Below are 20,509 nucleotides of genomic sequence, written 5' to 3'. Positions count from 1 at the left end.
CCATAGGAGATCATCATGGCGTTTCCGGTGAAATGGTTTGCGAGTCAGATGCAGGGAGCCCCGAGCCTGGGGGACACCACCGCCGGGGCCCTGACGGCCCTGCTCAAGGCGGTGCTGGTGACCGGGTTCGGCAACCTCACGATCAATGCCCTGGTGTGGGATGCCGCCGAAGGGGCCGCCAAGGCCACGTTTTCCAGCGGGCACGCCTACCTCAAAGACTCGGTGATCGAGGTGAGCGGGGCGAGCCCGGCCGCCTACAACGGCGAGCATCGAGTGAAGAAGGTGAGCAGCACCGAAGTCTGGTTCGAGCTGGACGGCGGCAACCCGGGCAGTGCCGGCAGCGGCACCATGTCGATGAAGGTGGCACCCCTCGGCTGGACCCTGACCCATGAGAGTGGTGACGGCCAGGTGGCCATCTATCGCCCCACCAATGTCAGCGAGTCGGGCAACGTTTCCTTGCGCATCGACAACACCGCATTCAGCGGCTGGACCGGTGCAGCCAACGCCTATTTGGCGAAGGTGGCCATGGTCGAGGATGTGGTGGACATCAACACCTTCACCACCATTTACGAGCACCGCTGGCCTGCCACGGGGCGCTATAGCGACAAGCGTTGGGATCTTATCGGTGATCCCCAGCTGTTCTATTTTCTGCCCGCCTATGGCGCCTCGAACTACCAGCATTTCTACCTCTTCGGCTATTTGAAGTCGGTCAGGCCAGGGGATCGCTATCATGCTGTCATAGCCCATTATCCCAGCCTGCTGGCGACAGAAACGGCCAGAAACTGGGCTCAAGGCGCGGGGGCATCCAACAGCAACTATGGCAACCAGTTCCTCAACTTTGATGTGTCTCTCTATCGCAAAATGGCGCGGCCATATAGCCAACTGTTTGGCTCTGCTGACTGGTGGCTGAAAGGCATCTTTTCCCGGTTTGGCACCGGCATGAATACCCCCAACGGCCCGGATAACGGTTTTTACATGAGCACCGATCCCATCATGCTCTTTGAAACAGGGTCTAACCTGCGTGGCTTCATGCCGGGCCTGATTGTGCCCTATGGCACCATCGCGGGCTGGGATCGCAAGAATTTCGCTGACTTGCCCGCCGTGCCCGGGAAAATTGTGCGCTTTATTCAGCCGTGCTATTCGGAGACACAATCCACCGCCGGGCTGGTCACATTGGTGGCGTTTGATCTGACCGGACCGTGGAGGTAAGCATGGCCACACTCTCTGATCTCATTCAGGCCACCGCTGGTTTGCTTGCTTACTGGCCGTTGAACAGTAACGGCAATGATCTCAGTGGTAATAACCGTCATCTCACCCCGGTCGGTTCGGTGAGTTTTTTAGCCCCACCGATGACGACACAACTGGTGCCATCGGTTCTGACGCCCCCATTTAGTGGGTCACTGCGGATTGCCCAGGACAGCTTGCCGAAGATCAAGGCCGTTGAGGGGATATTCAGACTGGATGGCGAAAAAGGAAATGGCACATACAGCACCGCCATCGGTGTGAATCAGCCCCTTACAGGGAACGCGGGCCGATACATGCTGCTCTATCAAGACAACCTGGGTGTGTGCAGTTACCAGAATATGACCAACCCATCGGTGCCTGTCAGTTACCCCTCGCTGACCAACTTCTGGGAAAACCTATCAGTCGGCAATCATCACTATGTCGTGCAGCTCAATGAGGCGGGCACGGCGACCGATGTTTACATCGACGGCGTGAAAGACTCGGCAATGACGGTGCCGTTCGATGTGTTCTCTCAAACAGCCGGCAAATACCTGACGGTGGGGGCCTATTACTACAACGCCGTAAATAACGGCTCTTGCCAGACCTGTGATGTCGCCATCTATGGTCGGCCCCTGACACAAGAGGAGATCACCGCTCGCCAGCCCTTTCGGTTGGGTGACCCGATGATCAAGACCGCCGCGCTCAATGCCGTTCCCGCCAACCAGGAGCCCCGCAGCCAGTTCGAGCCGCAGGATGTAGAGTGGCGTGGCAGTCCAGGGGCAGTCTATGCCGGCCCCATGTCTGCCGTGTCGGTGACGGCGGCGCCGCTTTGCCAGGGGCGGGATCAGAACTGGATCAGGGATGGCGAACAAGGCGCCGAGCAGGGTTACATCGAGAGCACCGTCACCATCAACGGGGAGGGGGTGAGACGCCGGGTGCTGTGCTTTGAACAGGCGGGGAACCTCATCGGCGAGACCTACAGCCGGGAAAGCGATGGCAAGTACCGGTTCGATCTGCTGTGGCTGAACCGCCGTTACATGCTGGTCGCCCAGGACGATCCGGCGTTCGGCCCGGCCGATTACAACGCCGTGGCGGCCGACTACCAGCTCCCCACCCCCTACGCCCCCGGGGAGGGGGTCGGCCTGTCAGGAGGTTGATATGTTCACCTACTCCGATACGTTGCGCACCGCTCGCGCCAATCTGCTGGCCACGGCCATCGACTCAGGCAGTGCTGGGCCGGCGACCCTCACCATTTACACCGGGCCACGGCCCGCCCCGGGGGCCGCCGTCACCAGTCAGGTGCTGCTGGTCGCCATGCAGTTTACCCACCCCTGCGCCCAGAGCGTGACGGGCGGGGTGCTGACCCTCAAGCCGCTTGCCGAGAAGATGGTCACCGGTAACGGAGTCCAGACGTGGGGGCGGTTGGCCAACCGCGATGGGGTCTTTATCGCAGACCTGGATGTGGGGCCACCGGGCAGCGGGGCCGACATCGAGATCCCGGCGAACGAGCTGTATGCGGGCGCCATGGTGCGCATCAACAATGCCACCTTCACCGAACCCTAACCGCTCTGCGTGAGCCAAGAGGTCAGCATGGCCAGAACCGACGCCCGCCTGGCGCTGCAGAAGGCCCGCAAGTCGTCCGCTGCCCTGGAGCTGAACCCGGCCATGGTGGTGCGCTATGTGGCCGTGCTGCAGGGCACCTGTCTGCCGCCCACCTTCGCCAGCTCCCCCGGGCTGGTGCTGCCTACCGTCTTGCAGGGGCAGGGGCAGGCACCGCTGACAGATGTCACGATCACGCCCATCCATCCGGCTACCCTGGCCAGCACGGCCCCTGCCACGGTCACGGACATCACCGCCAGCGTGGTGATCGATGCAACGCTGACCGTGACGGCGCGGGCCGCGCTCTACCAGATTGAGGCGGGCTATGACATCAACGTGTTTCGGGGGCCGAGCCACACCAGCCAGGTTCAGTGGCAGCAAGCCCAGGATGTAGTGGCCAGCGTCATCAGCCACTGGGAGCGCCCCGGGGTGGCCCAGGCGCACCATCAGCAGTCCTGGCAAAAGGGCACGGCGCTGGAGAGCACTCTGGTAGGTGTCGTGGCCCAGATGCCGCGCTGCGATAACCTGGTGCAGGATCGCTTTGAAGAAGGCCCGGCACTGGGCACGACCCACGGCACCGGCTTTACCAGCCTGCCGCGCTGCGATGTCACTCCGCGCTCGCCGTGGCGTGAGGCCACCAGGGCGGGGGGCTGGCAGGTGAGCGGTTATCGTGACCTGCCGCGCCTGGACAACGAGTGGCAGGGCGGCTGGTCCCAGGGTATCGGGCTGGGGTTCACCCTGACCGGCCAGCGCTGGCAGTGGGGTCTGCCCCTTCGCAAAAGCTGGCGGGATGGGTGGGACGAGGCGATACAGCCCCCCTGGGGCATCACGCCGCCCCCCAAGCCCCCCATCACCCCGGAGCGCCCGGACAAGCGCAGCCGCAAGCTGGCGTTCGGCCGCCCCCGGGGGGATGCCTCTCTTGAGTTTGTCTGGTTCGGACAAGCCCACATCGTTATTCCAACCCGGAGGGTTTACCTGGTGAGCAACGCAGCAAGCATTGTGCGGGTCAGGGACGGGCTTGACATTCCCGCCACCTCGCTGAGCATCGAGCTCGACACCGACTCCTGGGCCTGGCAGTTCACGGCCCAGATCCCCCGCATCGCGGCAGCCGAGATGACGGACGAGGAGGAGGTAAGCATCTTCGTCAACGGCCAGCAGTGGGATTGCGTGTGCGATGGTTGGCAGTCAAGTCAGAGCTTTGCCCGTGAGTCGGCGACCCTCACCGGGCGATCTCGCACCGCCTATTTGTCACCGACCCATGTCTTACCCCAGGCAGTGAGCGAGATCGGTGCAGCGACCATGGCCCAGCTCGCAGAGGCGCTGCTACCGTTCGGGTGGACCCTGGACTGGCAGGCGCCGGATTGGCTGGTACCAGGCGGGTTTTTCAGCCTGGACAGTCAGACACCCATCGAGGCGATCAAGTACCTGGCCGAGGCGGCAGGTGGGTTCGTGTTGCCGCACCAGCGCGATCGGCACCTGGTCATCAAGCCGCGCTATCCGAGCGTGCCCTGGCAGCTCGATGGAGCGCTGGCCGACGTGGCCATCCCCCGAGCCATCATCACGACGCTGGGCAGCGACTTCCAGCCGGGGCAGCCGGCGAACGGCATCTATGTCAGCGGTGGCCATCAGGGCATCAACGCGCGGGTGCTGCGCCAAGGCACGGTAGGGGAGCGGCAAGCTCCGGCCATCACCCACCCGCTGGTGTGCGATGTGGTGGCAGCTCGCGCCCAAGGTGTGGTGGGGCTGGCCAAGACTATGCCGAAGCGCACCCAGACCATCCAGCTGCCGTTGTCTGCCGATACGGGGCTTATTCTGCCCGGGGCGTTGCTCGCGGTGGATGGCTGGAAGGGATACAACCGGGGCGTCAGGGTCTCTGCTGAGCTACAGAACAAGGCCATGACGGTGCGCCAGCAACTGAGTGTGGAGCGATTTGTATGAACCTGTTCAAGCAGTTCCGGGAGCTGATACCCGGTGCCGACCCGTTACTGGTCGGTACCGTCACCGCAACGACGGGTACCAGTACCACGCTGGAGACGCCAGGCGGGGGCGTGGTGATCGTGCGAGGGGGAGGGGTGGCCATCGGCCAGAAGGCGTTTTATCAGGGAGGCGCCATCATTGGGCCCGCACCTGATTTACCAACCTATGAAATCGAGGTTTAAACCCCTGTTAAGCGTCTTTCAAACTGGGTGATTCCTGATTCACCGAGTTTGATAAATGCGGCTCAACTTTGTTTGTCGTTTTACCCAGAAGATTTTTTCATTTTTCGCGGCGGGCTACACCACGGTGGGATTGGGTCTGGTCTCATCGAACACCACTGCGTCGATGCCGTGCTCGGCCAGGAGGGCGGCGAGCTGGCCCACCACGCCAATCTGGCCCAGGATCTTGTCGGTGACGATGAGCGCCTTGCGATAGCCATGTCCCTGGATATCCGCTGTCGCCTCCTGCAGGCAGCCCGCCCCCATCAGGTTGATTGCGGGAATGTAGAACTTGAATGTCGCCATGATGGACTCCGTATGATTAGCCATTAAGTGGTATGCGGGCGCCAACATAACAGCGTCGGAGGGGATGAGAAGGGGTCAATGGTATCTCGTTTGCAACTTTGTGGACTCGATCGCGCTCTTTAAATGGACGGTCGATCAAGGCTTGACAAGGGACGGGAGTGCAAAAGGAACGTAAAAACGTTTTTCAAGAAATTCATCATCTTAGCAAACGTTTCGCGCCATTTTTGTCAGCTTTGAAGCGCAGAAATGTGAGGCGCATCAAGGAATTGGAAAGCGCTTTCGACCATAGTTGGCGCCTCCCCGGATGAGGGGACACCGGCTTGAAAGTACCGTAAAGAATCACCTTAACTGCACTCGGCTGCCATGCGGCGGGGCGCAACCAGGAGTCCACTATGTCTGATGTATTTCACTTGGGTTTGAAAAAAGCGGATCTGCAAGGCGCCACCCTGGCGATCGTCCCCGGTGACCCCGAGCGCGTGAAGCGCATCGCAGAGCTGTTGGACAACCCGGTGCACCTGGCCAGCCATCGTGAATTCACCACCTGGCGCGGCGAGATGGACGGCAAGGCCGTGATCATCTGCTCCACCGGTATTGGTGGCCCGTCCACCTCCATCGCGGTGGAAGAGCTGGCCCAGCTGGGTATCCGTACCTTCCTGCGCATCGGCACCACCGGCGCCATCCAGCCGCACCTGAACGTGGGCGACGTGATCGTCACCACCGGCTCCGTGCGCCTCGACGGTGCCAGCCTGCACTTCGCGCCGATGGAGTTCCCGGCAGTGGCCGACTTTGACTGCACCACTGCGCTGGTCAACACCGCCAAAGAGCTGGGCTCCAGGCTGCATGTGGGCGTCACTGCTTCTTCTGACACCTTCTACCCGGGTCAGGAGCGTTACGACACCGTATCCGGCCGCGTGGTACAACGTTTCCAGGGTTCCATGAAAGAGTGGCAAGCCATGGGCGTGCTGAACTACGAGATGGAGTCCGCGACCCTGCTGACCATGTGTACCAGCCAGGGCCTGCGTGCGGGCATGGTGGCCGGTGTCATCGTGAACCGTACCCAGCAGGAAATCCCGAACGCCGAAACCATGGCGAAAACCGAATCTGATGCCATCAAGATCGTGCTGGGCGCCGCCCGCAAGCTGATCTGATAGCACCACACCGAGTGGGGGGTGGGGGCCGTTGCGAAAGCGCGGCCCCTATCTTTATCCGCCGTTTGCCCCTTGGCCCTGCTTTCCCCCTTCTTCATTACCCCTGTTGCTCCGTCATGGCCGCCAGTGCCTGCGCAAAGGGCGCTTCACAGCGGATTTGTACCGCTTCGCCGCTCACCGGGTGCACAAAACCGAGTTCACTGGCGTGCAGCATCAGTCTGGGGGCCCGTTCGCAGCCGGGCGGGAGCAGGCCGCCATAGAGATCGCATCCCAGGATGGGATGGCCCAGCCACTGGCTGTGGATGCGCAGCTGGTGGGTACGCCCGGTTTCCGGTACCAGCCTGACCCGGGTCAATGGCACCGGCTGGCCTGCCCCCTCCAGGGTGAGCCGCTCCATCACCCGATAGCGTGAGCGGGCGGGTTTGCCGCTGGCGGCGCAGATGCTCATCAGCGGGAACAGCGCCGGATCCTTGGCGATGGATGCGTCGATGACGCCCTCATCCACCGCCAGATGGCCGCAGAGCAGTGCCTCGTAAGCCTTGCTCACGGTGCGCTGGCTGAACTGGTGGCAGAGCAGGGCGTTGATGCTCTTGTTTTTGGCCACCACCATGACGCCCGAGGTGCCAAAGTCGAGGCGGTGCACCAGGGTACAGCCGGGGTAATCCTGTACCAGCCGGTAATGGACCGAATCGAGGTTCTGCGGGTTCTTGCCCGAGAGGCTCAGCAGGCCGCTCGGCTTGTTGATGAGCAGCAGATGCGCATCCTCGAACAGGATCTCGATGGTGGCCGCACAGGGCGGGGCGATGAAGGTGTCGACGATGACGGACATGGGGCAGCCGGACGATGAAGGGGGAGGGATCATACCCGAACGATGGCGGCGCGGCGAATCTGGATGTCCGCTCCCAAGGCCTGTCGCCAAGTACTTGATCTCGTTGGTTGAGGCGTTTTGTGACTCCCTCCTGAGTTCATCTGGCCATCTCTTGCTAAGGTATGGCTCCCTGTCATGTTGTAAGGAGTCTGTCCATGGCGTTGCCCGTTATTCTCGATTGCGATCCCGGCCACGATGATGCCATCGCCCTCATTCTGGCGTTGGCGAGCCCCGAGCTGAAGGTGCTGGCGGTCACCACCAGCGCGGGCAACCAGACCCCGGACAAGACCCTCAACAATGCCCTGCGCATCCTGACCCTGCTCGGCCGCGACGACATCCCGGTGGCGGCGGGGGCTGCCAAGCCTCTGGCCCGTGAGCTCATCATCGCCGACAACGTCCACGGCGAATCGGGGCTGGACGGCCCAGAACTGCCGGAGCCCGCCTTTGCTCCCCGGGCGATGAGCGCCCTTGAACTGATGGCAAGATGTCTGCGCGAGAGCCCGGAGCCGGTCACCCTGGTGCCGACCGGGCCGCTCACCAACATTGCCCTCTTGCTGGCGGCCCACCCCGAGCTCAAGCAGAAGATCGCCCGCATCGTGCTGATGGGGGGCGCCGCCGGTGCGGGCAACTGGACCCCCGCGGCGGAATTCAATATTTATGTGGATCCCGAAGCGGCCGATATGGTCTTCAAGTCGGGGCTGCCCATCACCATGTGCGGGCTGGACGTGACCCACGAGGCCCAGGTGATGGACGAGGATATCGAGCGGGTACGCGCCATTCCCAACCCGGTGGCGCAGTGCGTGGCACAGCTGCTCGACTTTTTCATGATCTATCATCGGGATCCCAAGTGGGGATTTGCTGGCGCGCCGCTCCATGACCCCTGTACCATCGCCTGGCTGCTGGCGCCCTCCCTGTTTCACGGGGTGGAGTGCCGGGTCGATATCGAAACCGGCGGGACCCATACCCTGGGCATGACGGTGGTGGATCGCTACGACCTGACCGGCAAACCGGCCAATGCCCTGGTGCTGCTGGGGCTCGACAGGGTCGGTTTCATCGAGTTGCTGGTGCAGCGACTGCGCTCATTTGGTTGACATCCTGGACATCGGATAAGGGGTTGGGAATGTGGAAAGGGACGTTGGCGCTGCTGACATGCATGCAACTGACGGGTTGCGCGACCCCGTTCGAGAAGATGTGGCAGGGGCTGGCGACCTGCGAGCTGGATACCCTTCATCTCGACATCGAGACCGGGCGCCCGGCCAATCCGCAGCTCGCCATGTATACCCCTGACAAGGTGAGCGAGGGCTTTGCCTGGTACAAGGTCCATCAGGAGCTGCACGGCCTGCCCATCGTCGGTTTCCTGGTGCCGGCCTCCACCTTCGAGGTACATGCCCTCTTCGTGGATACCCCCATCGCCAATGCCCGCAGGCTGACACATAACGCCTATGGCAGCGAATTTTCCGACGAGAGGCTGCATGACGAGGGGATGGCCCCCCTGTTGCTGCGCGACCCCAACAATCCCAAGCGCTCCATCATCGACTGCACCCGGGGTGAGTCGGCGGAGCCGCTGCCGGAAGCGTCTTTCGGCGAAGGGGAGTGAGTCCGGGGGAGGGCAACGGGATATCAGGCCAGACAAGAAAGGGGCCAGCCGCAAGGCTGGCCCCTTTCTCTATGGGAGGCAGAGCAGGGCCCGGGGTGTCAGGGATACCCGAGGGTCTGCCTGATAACGGGAAGCTGCGCAGCAATCCAGGCCGGATTGATGGGCCCCCAGTCGCTGATGCGGTAGTGCCCCTGCAGATGGCGAGCCCCCTCGGTCTGCTCGAAGGCGCACTGGATGTCGAGCTCCGCCAGGGCGCTGAGGGTGTCCTGGGCGGTGCGGCGCGGCATGCCGGTCGCCTCCATGATGGCGGGCACGGTGTCCGTGCCCTGACTGATGAGGTGAGCCACGTAGAGCCGGCGATAGAAGCTGGTGCGGGTCTTGCTCGGCTCGCTCATATCTCGTCCTCGAGGCGATCGAAGTAGCGCCAGGTGGCGATGGCCGCCTTGCCCATCACCAGGGCCCAGACACCGAACCAGAACCAGCGGAAGAAGCTCCAGGTGGAGGCATCGGGCTCGGTGCTCGCGATCTTGGTGACGTTGGGGAACATGGAGAACATGTTCACGCGCCAGCCGTAGGAGGTAATGATGGCCAGGCGTTTTTCGAACTCCATGGACTTGGCCTTGGCCTGGACGTCGGCGGCGTTGAATTTGAAGTAGAAGGGCCAGCCCCATTCGGTGTCTTCATTGCGAAACACCCGGATCTTCTCGCCGGGGCGCTCGGTGTAGATGTAATAGACGTCGGTGGTGGGGCCGTCAGCCGGGTTCTTCTGGCTGATGGGGCCATCCTTGTCGGTGCGCTTCACCTCCACCCCGGTGATGGTGGCGATGGTGTGTTCCGGCAGATAGAAATCGAGCCAGAGTGCGGAGAGCAGGGCGATGAGGCCGAGCGTGATAAAAGCGGGTTTCTTGAACTTCAGGCTCATGATGATCTCTCGATGAGGGGGAGTGACGTGCCTCTACCATACCCACATTTGCGAATGCAGCCCAGCCCCCAATGACACCTTGATGGCAAAAACCCGTTTTAAACAGGAGGCGTGAAGGGGGAGGGGCAAGTGCGGGGCCAGCGCCGGGCCCCGCGGTATCGAAGAGACCCTCTCGGGATCAGAGCTGGAACTGGGCGAGCTGCCTGCGCTGCTGCTCGGCGAGCTGTGACAGTTCGTGACTGGCGGCGGCACTCTGGCTGATGCCGGCGGCGTTCTGGTTCACGATCTCGTGGATGTTGGTGAGGTTGCGGCTGATGTCGGCGGTGACGCAGGATTGTTGTTCTGCCGCGGTCGCCACCTGGGCGTTGGCACCGTTGATCTGGTTGACCGCGTCCGTGATGCCCCCCAGCAAGGCCTGTACCTCGGCGGAGAGCTGCTGGTTGTGGCCAAGGATCTCCAGGGTCTGCTGCACGCCGCTGTTGGCGGAGAGGGACTGGCTCTGCAACTGCTCGATGATGGCCTGGATCTCCTTGGTGGAGTCTTGGGTACGGGCGGCCAGCAGGCGCACTTCGTCGGCCACCACCGCAAAGCCGCGGCCGCTTTCACCGGCGCGGGCCGCCTCGATGGCGGCGTTGAGGGCCAGCAGGTTGGTCTGCTCCGAAATGCTCTGAATGACTTCGATCACCTTGCCGATCTGCTCGGACTGGGACTTGAGCCTGGCCACCACAGTCGCGGCGTTCTCCAGACTGCCCGCCATGCGGCCGTTGGCCTCGATGCTTTCGGCAAACAGGGCCAGCCCCTGCTCGACCCGACTGTTGGCATCCCGGGCCAGCTCGTCGGCCAGGGCGGCGTTGTGGTTGACGTTGTCGGCGGTGCTGGCCAGCTCGGTGACGGCGGAGGCCACCTGTTCGGTCTCACCGCGCTGCTGCTGGGCGTTGACCTCTGCCTGGGTCATCACAGCGGCAAGCTCGGTGGCGGCGGAGGCCACATTGCCGCTGATGCCGGTCAGGGTCTGGATGGTGTTGGCAAGCTGGCTCAGGGTCCGGTTGATATCCCTGGCGAGCTGGCCCAGCTCGTTGTTGCCTTCGGCATTGGCACGCACGTTGAAGCGGCCGAGGGCGACGGCGTGCATCACCTCCTGCAACTGGCCGATGGGCTGCACGATGCGCCCGGAGATCCACCAGCCACCCAGCAGGGCCGCGATCAGGGTGCCCCCCATCAGCAGCAGGGTGCGCAGCAGGGTCGCGCGGTAGTGGGCCTGCTCCTCGGCAATCTCAGTCTGGGTCAGCTGATTGATGTGGAGGGACATGGCATCGATCTGCTTGATGAGCGCCTCCCCCAGCTCGCGAAAGTGCAGGCGGGCCTGCTCATAGGCGGCGGGATCGCCACTGCCTTGGTACTTGGCGGTCAGCAGGGGCAGCATGCTGCTGCGGGTATGGCCGAGGTAGGCCTGCAGGGCGGCCGCGACCTGACGGTTGTCCTGCTCGGCACCGGTGACAACCAGTCTGGTCAGGATGGCGCCAATCTCCTGTTCGGCGGCGGAGAGCTGGGCCGGCAACTGGGCGAAGAGGGCCTCATCGTACAGGCCGTAGATGGCGTTGGTGCGCAGCCGGTAGGTGGCGTGGATCAGGGCCGCAATGTCGTCCTTGTGGCGGGTGACGCTGGCGGTGGTTTCATTCATGTCCTGAATGGCACCGTCGATTTCCTGTTTGCTGATCACGGCCATCAGCAGCATCAACAGGCTGGCGAGCAGGAGAGGGATAAGCACTTGAAGACGAATAGACAGATTATTCAATGACATGAAAGATCCTAACCCGAAAGAGGAGTGAGGCGGCATCTTACACAGGCGCGACAATCCTTGTCACAGGGTTTTTAATGCTGAATTCTTGCTGAATGAAAAGGTTTTTCTTGTGTTAAAAGAGTGTGATAGGCAAGATCGTCTGCTTGTTACCCTGGAGGTGTAGTGTGTCCGACTGGATTGATCCCGCCATCTTGGCGCTCTTTATTCCCACGTTCTTTTTTGTCTCAGTAACCCCCGGTATGTGCATGACCCTGGCGATGACCCTGGGCATGAGTCTGGGGGTGCGCCGTACCCTGCACATGATGTGGGGGGAGCTTGTCGGCGTCGGCCTGGTCTCCGTGCTGTCGGTGGTCGGGGTGGCGGCAGTCATGCTCAACTACCCGGCCCTGTTCTCTGCATTCAAATATGTAGGTGGCGCCTACCTGGTCTGGCTTGGCATCCAGATGTGGCAGGCCAAGGGCAAGATGGCCATCCCGGCGGATCTCTCGGCGGGTCAGCAGACCAGCCCCATGGGACTGGCCGTGCAGGGTTTCGTGACCGCCATCGCCAACCCCAAGGGGTGGGCCTTCATGGTCTCCCTGCTGCCCCCCTTCATCAATGCGGCCAAGCCGATGGCACCCCAGATAGGGGCCCTGGTCGCGCTCATCCTGGTCATCGAGTTCTCCTGCCTGATGCTCTATGCCAGCGGTGGCCGCACCTTGCGCCATTTCCTTGCCAAGAGCGGCAATGTCACTCTGATGAACCGGATCGCGGGCTCTCTGATGCTGTTTGTCGGGGTCTGGCTGGCCTTCGGTTAAACACCCGCTCAATCTGCCGCCCTATGTGACGCCATGGGGCACCTGAAGAGAGATGATGCAAAAAGGCCACCTCCCTGCCCGGGAGGTGGCCTTTTACATGGGCCCGTTTATTCATGAACCCACTTTTCATGGACTCATGAGGTCAGTCGGTCAGGCAGTCCGGATCGAACACGTATTCCCCGGCCAGCCAGCGCAGGATCTCGTTCACGCAGGCCTGATCCTGGAACGGCAGGTAGCGGCTCTTGAGGTGGATGACCTGCTCGGGGGGGAGCTGGGCCAGACCGATATCCTGGAAGAGCGGCAGGTCGGCCTGGATCATGGCGGAGATCTGCGGCCCGCAGGTGGCGTTGAGGGAGGCGTGCAGCGCCTTGTCAGGATCGTACTGCTTGCCGAGCTTGTAGCTCATGGGCAGGGTGGCGAGCGGCAGGGCCGAGAGGGCCGCCTGCTTCATGGGATTGACCGCATGGCCGCTCACGAGATCCGCCAGCTCTGCCGGACGGTTTTCGAAGGCGCGCAGGTGCAGGAAGCTGCTCGCCTTGCTGCCGTCATTGACCGGATAGTTGTCCCACAGGAAGGGTTTGCGATGGAGCCAGTCTGCGGCCTGTTTGAGGTGGGCAGCCGGATACTCGGTGGAGCAGACTTTGGGGCCGGTCCAGAAGACATCGATGCGCTTGTCGAGCCCCTGACCCAGATCCTGCAGATAGTGGGGGGGCATGGCACCGAACACCTTCTCCAGCACGGGATCCGTGCTGTAGTAGCTGGGGCAGAACAGCAGGCGGCCTGCGCCGGTGTGGGCCGCGATGTCGTGGGCGATGGTGAGCTGCCAGTGGGCGAGATCCGGGGTGTCCCCCTTCATGTCGTCAAACAGGATCGCCAGGATATCGGGCTTGAGCGCCTCCTCGATGAGCCTCACCTTCTCCAGCAGGGCGGGTCGCTGGCGGGCATAGTCGTGATGGGCCCCCATGGGGCTCAGGCCCACCCCGAAGGCCAGACCGTTCTCCCGGCACTGGCGGGCGAGCTGGCACAGGGCTTCAAGCTGGTCGGCGGGCCAGGGTGTGGCCCAGTGCTTGCGCAGGTAGCCGTCTTCCTTGGGGGCGTAGAGGTAGAAGCCATAGCCGTGGCGGGGCAGCCACTGGGCGTAGCGGGCACGGGCTTCCCAGCTCCAGCCCTTGCCAAAGAAACCCTCGATGAGGCCCAGCTTGGGCGAGGGAGGATACAGACCGGACAACAGGGTTTGATAAGGCATGGTTCACTCCCTTCTCACACAAATGCGGGCTACGATGGCCGGCGCCTAGACGGGGTCTTCTTCCAGGAAGCGTACCCCTATCTTGCGGGGTTCACCCTCTTCCATTTCCGCCACCGTCCAGAGCAGTCCCTGCCAGGCGACATGGTCACCGACCACCAGATTATCGCCCAACTGATGGGCAATAAAATCGCCGAGGCTCTGATCCGCCACCTCGCTCACATCCAGCCCGTAGAGCGGGGCGAGATCCACCAGCCTGGCGTTGGCCTCCAGCAGGAAGTCACCGAAGAAGCGCGGGCCCAGATCCTGCTCCGGCGCCTGGCTGAAGAGCTGACCGAGGGCGGGCAGGTCGTGCTCGTGGCCGATGACGCACAGGATGTCATCGGATTGCAGGCAGGTACTGCCCGAGGGGTGGAGCAGCTCCTGGCCGCGGAACAGGGCGCAGATGCGGGTGCCCTGAGGCATGCGCAGCTCCCGCAAGGGGGAGCCGATGCACCACTTCTCGGCGCTCAGGCGATAGACGAAGGTCTCCCACTGGCTGTCGAGATCGATCTCCAGCCCAGAGCGGTTGATGGGAGAGGGCGGTGCGGGCACCTCCACTCGCGCCAGCTTTGATGCCAGCGGCAGCGAGCTGCCCTGCAGGATCAGCGAAACCAGCACCACGAAGAAGGCGACATTGAAGTAGAGCTGGGCATTGGGCAGCCCTGCCATCATGGGGAAGACCGCCAGGATGATGGGCACGGCGCCGCGCAGCCCCACCCAGGAGATGAACCAGCGCTCGCGCGGCGCGAAGTTCTTGAACGGCAGCAGTCCAATCCAGACCGACACCGGACGGGCAAACAGGATCATCCACATGGCCAGGGCCAGCGCCGGCAGGGCGATGGGCAGCAGCTTGTGGGGCGAGGCGAGCAGCCCCAGCACCAGGAACATGCCGATCTGGCTGAGCCAGGTCAGGCCGTCCAGCACGGAGAGGGTGGTGCTGCGGCTGCGCAGGGAGAGGTTGCCAAGCAGCAGGCCGGTGAGGTAGATGGCGAGGATGCCGCTGCCCCCCACCGCCGTGGTGAGGGCGAAGATGAGCAGGCCGCCGCTCACGGTGAGCAGGGGATAGAGACCGGGGGCGAGTTTGGCACTGTTGATGAGCTTCCACAGCAGCCAGCCCCCCGCAAGGCCGATGCCAGCGCCCAGACCAAACTGCTTGACGAGTTGCAGCAGCAGGAAGCCGGCATCCAGCCCCTGCTGGGCGGTGGCCAGTACCTCGATCAGGGTGACGGTGAGAAAGACCGCCATGGGATCGTTGCTGCCCGATTCTATCTCCAGGGTGGCGCTGACCCGCTCGTTGAGGCTGCGCCCGCCGAGCAGGGAGAAGACTGCCGCCGCATCGGTGGATCCGACGATGGCACCGATGAGCATCCCCTGCATCAGGTTGAGGTCGAACAGCCAGGCGGCGGCGAGGCCCGTGAGGCCGGTTGTGATGGCCACCCCGACCGTGGCCAGCGAGAGCGCGGGCCAGAGCGCGACCCGAAAGGAGGAGACCCGGGTGCGCATGCCGCCGTCCAGCAGAATGATGGCCAGTGCCAGGTTGCCCACCAGGTAGGCGACCGAGTAGTCGGCGAAGTGGATGCCGCCGGGACCATCCTCACCCGCCAGCATGCCGACGGCGAGGAAGATGACCAGAATGGGGATGCCGACTCTGGAGGAGAGTGCGCTCAACAGGACACTGGCACCCACCAACAGGGCACCGATGAAGAAGAAACTGTTGACGGTGGTGGCATCCAATGGCGAACTCCTTATGGCGGGCTGCAAAACAGGCACATTATATGCAGATTGACCCCCTTTGTGTGGCTTAATTGTGCATTGTTTTGCAGTTTTTTACGTTTGTTGCGCAGTTTTCAAGCAGGGCGAGGGTGGCGTGCCCGCGCGGGAAAGTGCAGGGAAAGGGGGCAATGGATGGGGCTTTCAGTGCAGGCAGAGGGGGGCGGCAGAGGGCGAAAAAATGCCGTGGACGGGAAGGGGGCAGGAGCGCCGACGGGCTCCTGCGAGGGGGTCAGTCGTCCTCGTCGTCCTTGACCTCCCGGATCTTGTCCTTGTACTTGGGCAGCTGTTTCTCGAGCTGCTTCATGTCCTTGATGGCGTTGAGAAACAGGCCGAGCAGAAACAGCAGCGGCAAGCCTATCCATAACCACAAGCTCATCAGAATCTCCTTTCGTGGTGTGCCGGGGTGACATAGCGGGCCAGGATCTCGTCGAGATGAGCCAGGATGCACTCCTTGCCTTCAATATCCGCCCGTTCCAGACAAAGCGCCAGCGCCGCCGGATCCAGGGCCAGCCCGTCGGATTCGGGCGCGAAGCTCAGGTGCCAGGGCTCGTAGGCCACCCCCTGATCCGGTTGCTCCCCTTTTGCATAGGGCAGGAAGAAGCCGAAGTCGTTCATGTGATCGTCCAGCCATTCGCGCAAATCGGCAAACCAGCCGCCCGCCTCGTACTCCCAGGGTTCCAGCGCGAGCCGGGTGCCGGCGGGGAGGCAGTCCGGATCGTAGATGTCGAGATCCGTGCCCCAGTGATGGCGGCTGGTGCCGGGCAGGGCGCTCCAGTGCAGGATGGCGTGCAGTCGTTCGGTCTCGCCCAGTTGCAGGGCATCGAGGGGCTGGTTGTGCGCATCCAGCAGAGGGCGCTCCCCGCGCCATTTGCCGTTCCAGATGGCGAGCTGGCGCTCGAAGCCGCGCCAGCTGGAGGCCGCCTGCAGGTTGAAACCGGCATGGGCGGCAGCCACCTGCATGTCGTTGAAGGCCGCCGCGGTGGCGGCGGTCAGACGATGGGGGCCGCGCCCCACCAGGATGAGGTGGCTCTCATCCAGCCCAAGCAGTTGATCCTGATTCATGGTCTGGTCTCTCTTGTCCGGAGCACCGCTCATGCCAGCAGTCGTGCCAGCACCCCTTGGTACATGTCCGCCAGCAGATCCAGATCGTCCGCCTTCACGCACTCGTTCACCTTGTGGATGGTGGCGTTGACCGGGCCGAGCTCGATGACTTCCGCCCCGGTGGGAGCGATGAAGCGCCCATCGGACGTGCCCCCCGTGGTGAGCAGGGCCGGCTGCTGGCCGTTCACTGCCGCCACGGCGGCGACGGTGGCGTCCAGCAGGGCGCCGGTGTCCGTCAGGAAGGGCTGGCCGGAGAGGGTCCACTTCAGCTCGAAGTCCAGGCCGTGACGGGTCAGCAGCGCCTCGACCCGCTCGCGGATAGCCGCATCGGTGAGCTCGGTGCTGAAGCGGAAGTTGAACTGGACCTGCAACTCCCCCGGAATGACGTTGGAGGCGCCGGTGCCGCCCTGGATGTTGGCGATCTGGAAGCTGGTGGGGGGGAAGTAGGCGTTGCCCTTGTCCCACTCGATGGCGGCGAGCTCCGCCAGCGCCGGGGCCGCCTTGTGGATGGGGTTGTCCGCCAGATGGGGGTAGGCGACGTGGCCCTGCACCCCGCGCACCAGCAGATCGCCGGTGATGGAGCCGCGACGGCCGTTCTTCACCACGTCCCCGACCTGGGCGGTGGAGGAGGGCTCGCCGACGATGCACCAGCGGATCTTCTCGTTGCGTGCCTCCAGGGTGTCGATGACGCGTACCGTGCCGTTGATGAAGGGCCCCTCTTCATCCGAGGTGATGAGAAACGCGATGGAGCCCTTGTGGTCCGGGTGCTCGGCCACGAAGCGCTCGGTCGCCACCACCATGGCGGCCAGAGACCCCTTCATGTCGGCGGCGCCCCGGCCATGGAGCATGCCGTCCTTGATGGTCGGCTCGAATGGCGGGGTGTCCCACTTCTCCAGGGGGCCGGCGGGTACCACGTCGGTGTGGCCGGCGAAGCAGAAGAGGGGACCCTCGCTGCCACGGCGTGCCCAGAGGTTGGTGGTGTCCTCAAAGACCATGGGTTCGATGACGAACCCCAGGCGTGCGAGGCGCTCCGCCATCAGGGTCTGGCACCCTTCATCCAGGGGGGTCACGGAGGGGCGGCTGATCAGATCCTTGGCCAGTGTGATGACGTCCGACATCGGTGTTCCTTAACAGAAAAAGTTAACGGGAGAAGAGGGATTGATAGAGGTCTGCCTTGAAGCCCAGGGTCAGGGTGCCGTCCTGGTCCAGCAGCGGGCGCTTGATCATGGCCGGGTGGGCCAGCAGCAGGTCACGGGCCTTGGCGGTGTCGAGCCCCTGTTTTTCTGCTTCCGGCAGGGCGCGGAAGGTGGTGCCACGGGTGTTGAGCAGGGCTTCCCAGCCCAGCTTGGCGAGCCAGAGATCGAGCTGCTCCGGGCTCAGACCGTCGGCGCGGTGATCGTGAAAGCGGTAATCGATACCCGCCTCCTCCAGCCACTTGCGGGCCTTCTTGATGGTGTCGCAGTTCTTGATGCCATAGAGGGTGGTGGCCATGGGGGATCCTTTGTCTGCGGGCCGGCGGCCCTGAAATCGTGCAAGGGCCCGATTCTGGCATTGTGGTCTCCCCATGGCAACGCTCATGGCCGGATGGGCTGGTTTTACCAGTCAGGTCGAGTGGAGAAGGGAGGGGGCCGCGCGCCAGCACACGCTGGTCTGGGACGGGGTGCGCTGCGGTATCAAAGGGGGAGACCGGGGGCAGGAGGCCCTTATGCTGCACGCCTGGCCGGATAGGACGACAGGGGGCAGGGCGCCTCACTGGGAAGCACACCTGGCCGGATGGGGCCGCTGGGGCCGGGGAAGAAACGGTGGGGGCCAAAAACCAGAACGCGCCTGCTGGTCTGGGCGCGTTCCGGATTCAGGGGGCGGCACTCAGTGCAGGGTGGTCCACTCGTGATCGAAGACCCGTGCCCGTTCCCAGGGGGCATCCGGCAGGCTGGAGGAGAGGCCGGCGTATTTGCCCACGTCATCCATCACGATGGCGGAGAGAATGGGCAGGTGATTTTCGGTGCAATACATGCGGATGCGTTGCAGCAGGGTGCGCAGTTCATCCTGGCACTGCTCCAGCCCGGCCTGCCTGGCCAGTTTGGAGTAACGAATGGTGGTGCGTTCCTTTGCAGACTCGACGAGGATGTCCCACAGCTTGCAGTCGCAGGTCGGGGTGCCTGCGGTGGCTTGGTTTGTCATAACTCTCTCCGGTGCGAAATGGTCGCTCTGTGTCGACGGGCATCTTGGCCAGTTCACCCCGGCGGGATGTTGATCCAACGCAAACAAAGTGGCGGTTGTCGGTCAGGGATACCCTGGGGAGCATTCTAGATCCAGTTTCGTGATGTTAAATGTCGTTTTTAGTTTTATTTTTGGAATAAAAATCTACAGTCGTTTGCTTTTTCCATCTTTATTGATGGTGATCAAGAGGAAAGGGGAGATCCACCACTAGATTGCGCTTCTCGATAATCTTGTCAGGAGTGCACCTTGGAACTCGTCTTCGTCTTGCTCGTGCTGATCGCCGTGGTCTACGGCATCATCAAGGATTACAACCCGCAGGCGGTGCTGGCGCTGGCGGGCATGGCCCTCTTCACCGTCGCCTACTGGCTGGGACTGCACCCCATTCTGCCCGCCGACAAGAGCACCGGCTTCGCCCTGTTCGATCTGTTTGAGGTGTTCAAGGGGATCTTCTCCTACCGGGCGGCCGGGCTCGGCCTCACCATCATGGCGGTGGCCGGCTTTGCCACCTACATGTCCCATATCGGCGCCTCCCAGGCCCTGGTGCGGGTGGCGGTCAAGCCGGTGGCGGGCATCCAGTCCAGCTACCTGATGCTGGCCATCTGCTACCTGGTGGCGGTCTTCGTCTCCCTGTTCGTTACCTCCGCCACCGGCCTTGGCCTGCTGTTGATGGTCACCATGTATCCGGTGATGCGCAACCTCGGTATCAGCCCGGCCTCCGCCTGTGGCGTCATCGCCACCTCCCAGGCGTTTGAAATCGGCCCGACCCAGACCAACGCCATCTTCTCCGCCGGCCAATCCGGCATGGATCCCACCAGCTACTTCGTCGACTACCAGATCTGGCTGGTGGCCCCCATGCTGCTGGTGACCATGGTGCTGCACTTCTTCTGGCAGCGGCACTGTGACCGCCAGGAGGGCTGGGATCCGGCCCTGCATCGCGGCGAACACGCGGAGCTTGACGAAAAAGGGGCGGACGAGGTGGCTGCGCCGACCTGGTACGGCCTGCTGCCCATCATCCCCTTCGTGCTGATGATGACCTTCTCCAAGCTGCTGGTGACCACCATCAGCGTCAGTGTGGAGGTGGCCATGCTGCTGTCGGTCTTTATCGGCATGCTGTGCGAGCTGCTGCGCACCCGCTCGGTGCGCACCGCCTTCGCGGGGCTGTCGAGCTTCCTCGACGGCATGGGCAAGGTGTTCGGCCCCGTGGTGGCGCTGATCGTCTGTGCCGAGCTCTTCGCCGAATCCCTCAAGGCCATCGGCGCCATCGACACCCTGCTGCACTCTGCCAGCAATGCCGGCATCGGCAGCGGCCTGATGACCCTGGTGATGGTGGGGCTCATCATGGTGGCGGCGGTCATCATGGGCTCGGGCAACGCGGCCTTCCTCAGTTTCTCCTCCCTGGCCCCCGCGGTGGCGGCCAAGTTTGGCGTGCCGGCGGTGACCATGCTGCTGCCGATGCAGCTCGCCTCCAGTATCGGCCGCACCGTCTCCCCCATCGCGGCGGTGCTCATCGCCTGTGCGGGCATCGCCAAGGTCTCTCCCTTCGTGGTGGTCAAGCGTACCAGCGTGCCCATGGCGGGGGCCCTGGTGACGGCGCTGCTCCTCAACTATCTGCTGTTCATGTAAAGGCTCTGGTGTAGAGGCGGCGGCCAGTTGATCCACGCTGGCCGACCGCC

21 protein-coding genes and 1 pseudogene are annotated in these 20,509 nt (G+C 63.2%); 10 read left to right on the top strand and 12 right to left on the bottom strand.

Going from position 1 to position 20,509, the window contains the following annotated elements; all coding sequences use genetic code 11:
• The first annotated feature begins 15 nt into the window (after positions 1-15).
• From ACB037_RS01755 to ACB037_RS01735, 5 genes are read left to right on the top strand one after another with little or no spacing between them, the layout of a single operon-like run.
• Positions 16-1,209: a hypothetical protein gene (locus tag ACB037_RS01755; RefSeq protein ID WP_323928809.1), complete on the top strand. Its 1,194-nt coding sequence runs from the start codon at positions 16-18 to the stop codon at positions 1,207-1,209.
• 2 nt (positions 1,210-1,211) lie between these two features.
• Complete coding sequence (locus ACB037_RS01750; RefSeq protein ID WP_319864305.1) at positions 1,212-2,381, top strand: hypothetical protein; 1,170 nt, start codon at positions 1,212-1,214, stop codon at positions 2,379-2,381.
• A 1-nt stretch (position 2,382) separates the two neighbouring features.
• On the top strand, positions 2,383-2,787 hold the full coding sequence (locus ACB037_RS01745) for a hypothetical protein (RefSeq protein ID WP_239053225.1): 405 nt from the start codon (positions 2,383-2,385) through the stop codon (positions 2,785-2,787).
• A 27-nt stretch (positions 2,788-2,814) separates the two neighbouring features.
• Entirely contained in the window at positions 2,815-4,761 is a 1,947-nt protein-coding gene (locus ACB037_RS01740) for a hypothetical protein (RefSeq protein WP_371174818.1), read from the top strand.
• Positions 4,758-4,982 (top strand): hypothetical protein, encoded by a 225-nt coding sequence (locus tag ACB037_RS01735; RefSeq protein ID WP_042016781.1) that lies wholly within the window; start codon positions 4,758-4,760, stop codon positions 4,980-4,982. Before ACB037_RS01740 ends, ACB037_RS01735 begins: the two co-directional genes overlap by 4 nt.
• A gap of 120 nt (positions 4,983-5,102) precedes the next feature.
• Here the strand turns inward: ACB037_RS01735 and ACB037_RS01730 are convergent.
• A pseudogene (locus ACB037_RS01730) lies at positions 5,103-5,324 on the bottom strand (iron-containing alcohol dehydrogenase); the annotation flags it as partial.
• 392 nt (positions 5,325-5,716) lie between these two features.
• Here ACB037_RS01730 and udp point away from each other — a divergent pair.
• Complete coding sequence (udp, locus tag ACB037_RS01725; protein WP_324021276.1) at positions 5,717-6,472, top strand: uridine phosphorylase; 756 nt, start codon at positions 5,717-5,719, stop codon at positions 6,470-6,472.
• Positions 6,473-6,569: 97 nt separating this feature from the next.
• On the opposite strand, the gene ACB037_RS01720 is transcribed toward udp, so the two are convergent.
• Positions 6,570-7,301 carry an RluA family pseudouridine synthase gene (locus tag ACB037_RS01720; RefSeq protein WP_371174936.1) on the bottom strand — a complete coding sequence of 244 codons (732 nt, stop codon included), beginning with the start codon at positions 7,299-7,301 and terminating at the stop codon, positions 6,570-6,572.
• Between the two features lie 194 nt (positions 7,302-7,495).
• Here ACB037_RS01720 and rihA point away from each other — a divergent pair, with 194 nt between their 5' ends.
• Together rihA and ACB037_RS01710 are read left to right on the top strand one after the other, a co-directional pair.
• Positions 7,496-8,431, top strand: a complete 936-nt coding sequence (gene rihA / locus ACB037_RS01715; protein WP_109112420.1) for a pyrimidine-specific ribonucleoside hydrolase RihA — start codon at positions 7,496-7,498, stop codon at positions 8,429-8,431.
• A gap of 29 nt (positions 8,432-8,460) precedes the next feature.
• A complete protein-coding gene (locus ACB037_RS01710; protein WP_045525252.1) occupies positions 8,461-8,937 on the top strand; it encodes a hypothetical protein in 477 nt (158 codons plus the stop codon).
• Positions 8,938-9,035: 98 nt separating this feature from the next.
• On the opposite strand, the gene ACB037_RS01705 is transcribed toward ACB037_RS01710, so the two are convergent.
• The 3 genes from ACB037_RS01705 to ACB037_RS01695 all read right to left on the bottom strand — a co-directional run bounded on the left by ACB037_RS01705 (position 9,036) and on the right by ACB037_RS01695 (position 11,660).
• Positions 9,036-9,332, bottom strand: a complete 297-nt coding sequence (locus ACB037_RS01705; protein ID WP_039039881.1) for a helix-turn-helix domain-containing protein — start codon at positions 9,330-9,332, stop codon at positions 9,036-9,038.
• Entirely contained in the window at positions 9,329-9,859 is a 531-nt protein-coding gene (locus tag ACB037_RS01700; protein ID WP_039039880.1) for a DUF1523 family protein, read from the bottom strand. The genes ACB037_RS01705 and ACB037_RS01700 overlap by 4 nt, the downstream gene beginning before the upstream one ends.
• 178 nt (positions 9,860-10,037) lie before the next feature.
• Complete coding sequence (locus tag ACB037_RS01695) at positions 10,038-11,660, bottom strand: methyl-accepting chemotaxis protein (RefSeq protein WP_371174817.1); 1,623 nt, start codon at positions 11,658-11,660, stop codon at positions 10,038-10,040.
• Positions 11,661-11,824: 164 nt separating this feature from the next.
• Between ACB037_RS01695 and ACB037_RS01690 the strand changes: the two genes are divergently transcribed.
• The gene (locus ACB037_RS01690) at positions 11,825-12,457 is read left to right on the top strand and encodes a LysE family translocator (RefSeq protein ID WP_039039878.1); all 633 of its coding nucleotides are present in this window, start codon (positions 11,825-11,827) and stop codon (positions 12,455-12,457) included.
• A gap of 142 nt (positions 12,458-12,599) precedes the next feature.
• Here the strand turns inward: ACB037_RS01690 and ACB037_RS01685 are convergent, their stop codons facing one another.
• The 7 genes from ACB037_RS01685 to ACB037_RS01655 all read right to left on the bottom strand — a co-directional run bounded on the left by ACB037_RS01685 (position 12,600) and on the right by ACB037_RS01655 (position 18,797).
• Positions 12,600-13,703, bottom strand: coding sequence for a beta-N-acetylglucosaminidase domain-containing protein (locus ACB037_RS01685; RefSeq protein ID WP_371174816.1), 1,104 nt, complete (start codon positions 13,701-13,703; stop codon positions 12,600-12,602).
• Between the two features lie 45 nt (positions 13,704-13,748).
• On the bottom strand, positions 13,749-15,476 hold the full coding sequence (locus tag ACB037_RS01680) for a potassium/proton antiporter (protein ID WP_010674047.1): 1,728 nt from the start codon (positions 15,474-15,476) through the stop codon (positions 13,749-13,751).
• A 268-nt stretch (positions 15,477-15,744) separates the two neighbouring features.
• On the bottom strand, positions 15,745-15,891 hold the full coding sequence (locus ACB037_RS01675) for a hypothetical protein (RefSeq protein WP_010674048.1): 147 nt from the start codon (positions 15,889-15,891) through the stop codon (positions 15,745-15,747).
• Positions 15,891-16,577, bottom strand: a complete 687-nt coding sequence (locus tag ACB037_RS01670; protein ID WP_029314223.1) for a M15 family metallopeptidase — start codon at positions 16,575-16,577, stop codon at positions 15,891-15,893. Before ACB037_RS01670 ends, ACB037_RS01675 begins: the two co-directional genes overlap by 1 nt.
• Positions 16,578-16,606: 29 nt before the next feature.
• The gene (dapE, locus tag ACB037_RS01665; RefSeq protein WP_010674050.1) at positions 16,607-17,734 is read right to left on the bottom strand and encodes a succinyl-diaminopimelate desuccinylase; all 1,128 of its coding nucleotides are present in this window, start codon (positions 17,732-17,734) and stop codon (positions 16,607-16,609) included.
• 22 nt (positions 17,735-17,756) lie between these two features.
• Positions 17,757-18,107 (bottom strand): ArsC family reductase, encoded by a 351-nt coding sequence (locus ACB037_RS01660; protein WP_039039874.1) that lies wholly within the window; start codon positions 18,105-18,107, stop codon positions 17,757-17,759.
• A gap of 375 nt (positions 18,108-18,482) precedes the next feature.
• A complete protein-coding gene (locus ACB037_RS01655) occupies positions 18,483-18,797 on the bottom strand; it encodes a hypothetical protein (protein WP_010674057.1) in 315 nt (104 codons plus the stop codon).
• Positions 18,798-19,082: 285 nt separating this feature from the next.
• On the opposite strand from ACB037_RS01655, the gene dcuC reads away from it, so the two are divergent.
• Positions 19,083-20,459: a C4-dicarboxylate transporter DcuC gene (dcuC, locus tag ACB037_RS01650; RefSeq protein WP_183148764.1), complete on the top strand. Its 1,377-nt coding sequence runs from the start codon at positions 19,083-19,085 to the stop codon at positions 20,457-20,459.
• Positions 20,460-20,509 lie beyond the last annotated feature (50 nt).

This window comes from Aeromonas sp. S19(2024) (assembly GCF_041402625.1).
Lineage (GTDB): Bacteria > Pseudomonadota > Gammaproteobacteria > Enterobacterales > Aeromonadaceae > Aeromonas > Aeromonas caviae.
Note: the sequence above shows the minus strand (reverse complement) of the source record. Positions and strands in the feature narration are given on the sequence as shown.

What these genes read in the sequence shown, in the direction of transcription:
- ACB037_RS01750 (WP_319864305.1), top strand. Translation starts at nt 1,212, where the DNA reads ATGGCCACACTCTCTGATCTCATTCAGGCCACCGCTGGTTTGCTTGCT.
- ACB037_RS01745 (WP_239053225.1), top strand. Translation starts at nt 2,383, where the DNA reads ATGTTCACCTACTCCGATACGTTGCGCACCGCTCGCGCCAATCTGCTG.
- dapE (WP_010674050.1), bottom strand. Translation starts at nt 17,734, where the DNA reads ATGTCGGACGTCATCACACTGGCCAAGGATCTGATCAGCCGCCCCTCC.
- ACB037_RS01670 (WP_029314223.1), bottom strand. Translation starts at nt 16,577, where the DNA reads ATGAATCAGGATCAACTGCTTGGGCTGGATGAGAGCCACCTCATCCTG.
- ACB037_RS01655 (WP_010674057.1), bottom strand. Translation starts at nt 18,797, where the DNA reads ATGACAAACCAAGCCACCGCAGGCACCCCGACCTGCGACTGCAAGCTG.
- ACB037_RS01695 (WP_371174817.1), bottom strand. Translation starts at nt 11,660, where the DNA reads ATGTCATTGAATAATCTGTCTATTCGTCTTCAAGTGCTTATCCCTCTC.
- ACB037_RS01755 (WP_323928809.1), top strand. Translation starts at nt 16, where the DNA reads ATGGCGTTTCCGGTGAAATGGTTTGCGAGTCAGATGCAGGGAGCCCCG.
- udp (WP_324021276.1), top strand. Translation starts at nt 5,717, where the DNA reads ATGTCTGATGTATTTCACTTGGGTTTGAAAAAAGCGGATCTGCAAGGC.
- ACB037_RS01675 (WP_010674048.1), bottom strand. Translation starts at nt 15,891, where the DNA reads ATGAGCTTGTGGTTATGGATAGGCTTGCCGCTGCTGTTTCTGCTCGGC.
- ACB037_RS01740 (WP_371174818.1), top strand. Translation starts at nt 2,815, where the DNA reads ATGGCCAGAACCGACGCCCGCCTGGCGCTGCAGAAGGCCCGCAAGTCG.
- ACB037_RS01700 (WP_039039880.1), bottom strand. Translation starts at nt 9,859, where the DNA reads ATGAGCCTGAAGTTCAAGAAACCCGCTTTTATCACGCTCGGCCTCATC.
- ACB037_RS01710 (WP_045525252.1), top strand. Translation starts at nt 8,461, where the DNA reads ATGTGGAAAGGGACGTTGGCGCTGCTGACATGCATGCAACTGACGGGT.
- rihA (WP_109112420.1), top strand. Translation starts at nt 7,496, where the DNA reads ATGGCGTTGCCCGTTATTCTCGATTGCGATCCCGGCCACGATGATGCC.
- ACB037_RS01720 (WP_371174936.1), bottom strand. Translation starts at nt 7,301, where the DNA reads ATGTCCGTCATCGTCGACACCTTCATCGCCCCGCCCTGTGCGGCCACC.
- ACB037_RS01705 (WP_039039881.1), bottom strand. Translation starts at nt 9,332, where the DNA reads ATGAGCGAGCCGAGCAAGACCCGCACCAGCTTCTATCGCCGGCTCTAC.
- ACB037_RS01660 (WP_039039874.1), bottom strand. Translation starts at nt 18,107, where the DNA reads ATGGCCACCACCCTCTATGGCATCAAGAACTGCGACACCATCAAGAAG.
- ACB037_RS01685 (WP_371174816.1), bottom strand. Translation starts at nt 13,703, where the DNA reads ATGCCTTATCAAACCCTGTTGTCCGGTCTGTATCCTCCCTCGCCCAAG.
- ACB037_RS01735 (WP_042016781.1), top strand. Translation starts at nt 4,758, where the DNA reads ATGAACCTGTTCAAGCAGTTCCGGGAGCTGATACCCGGTGCCGACCCG.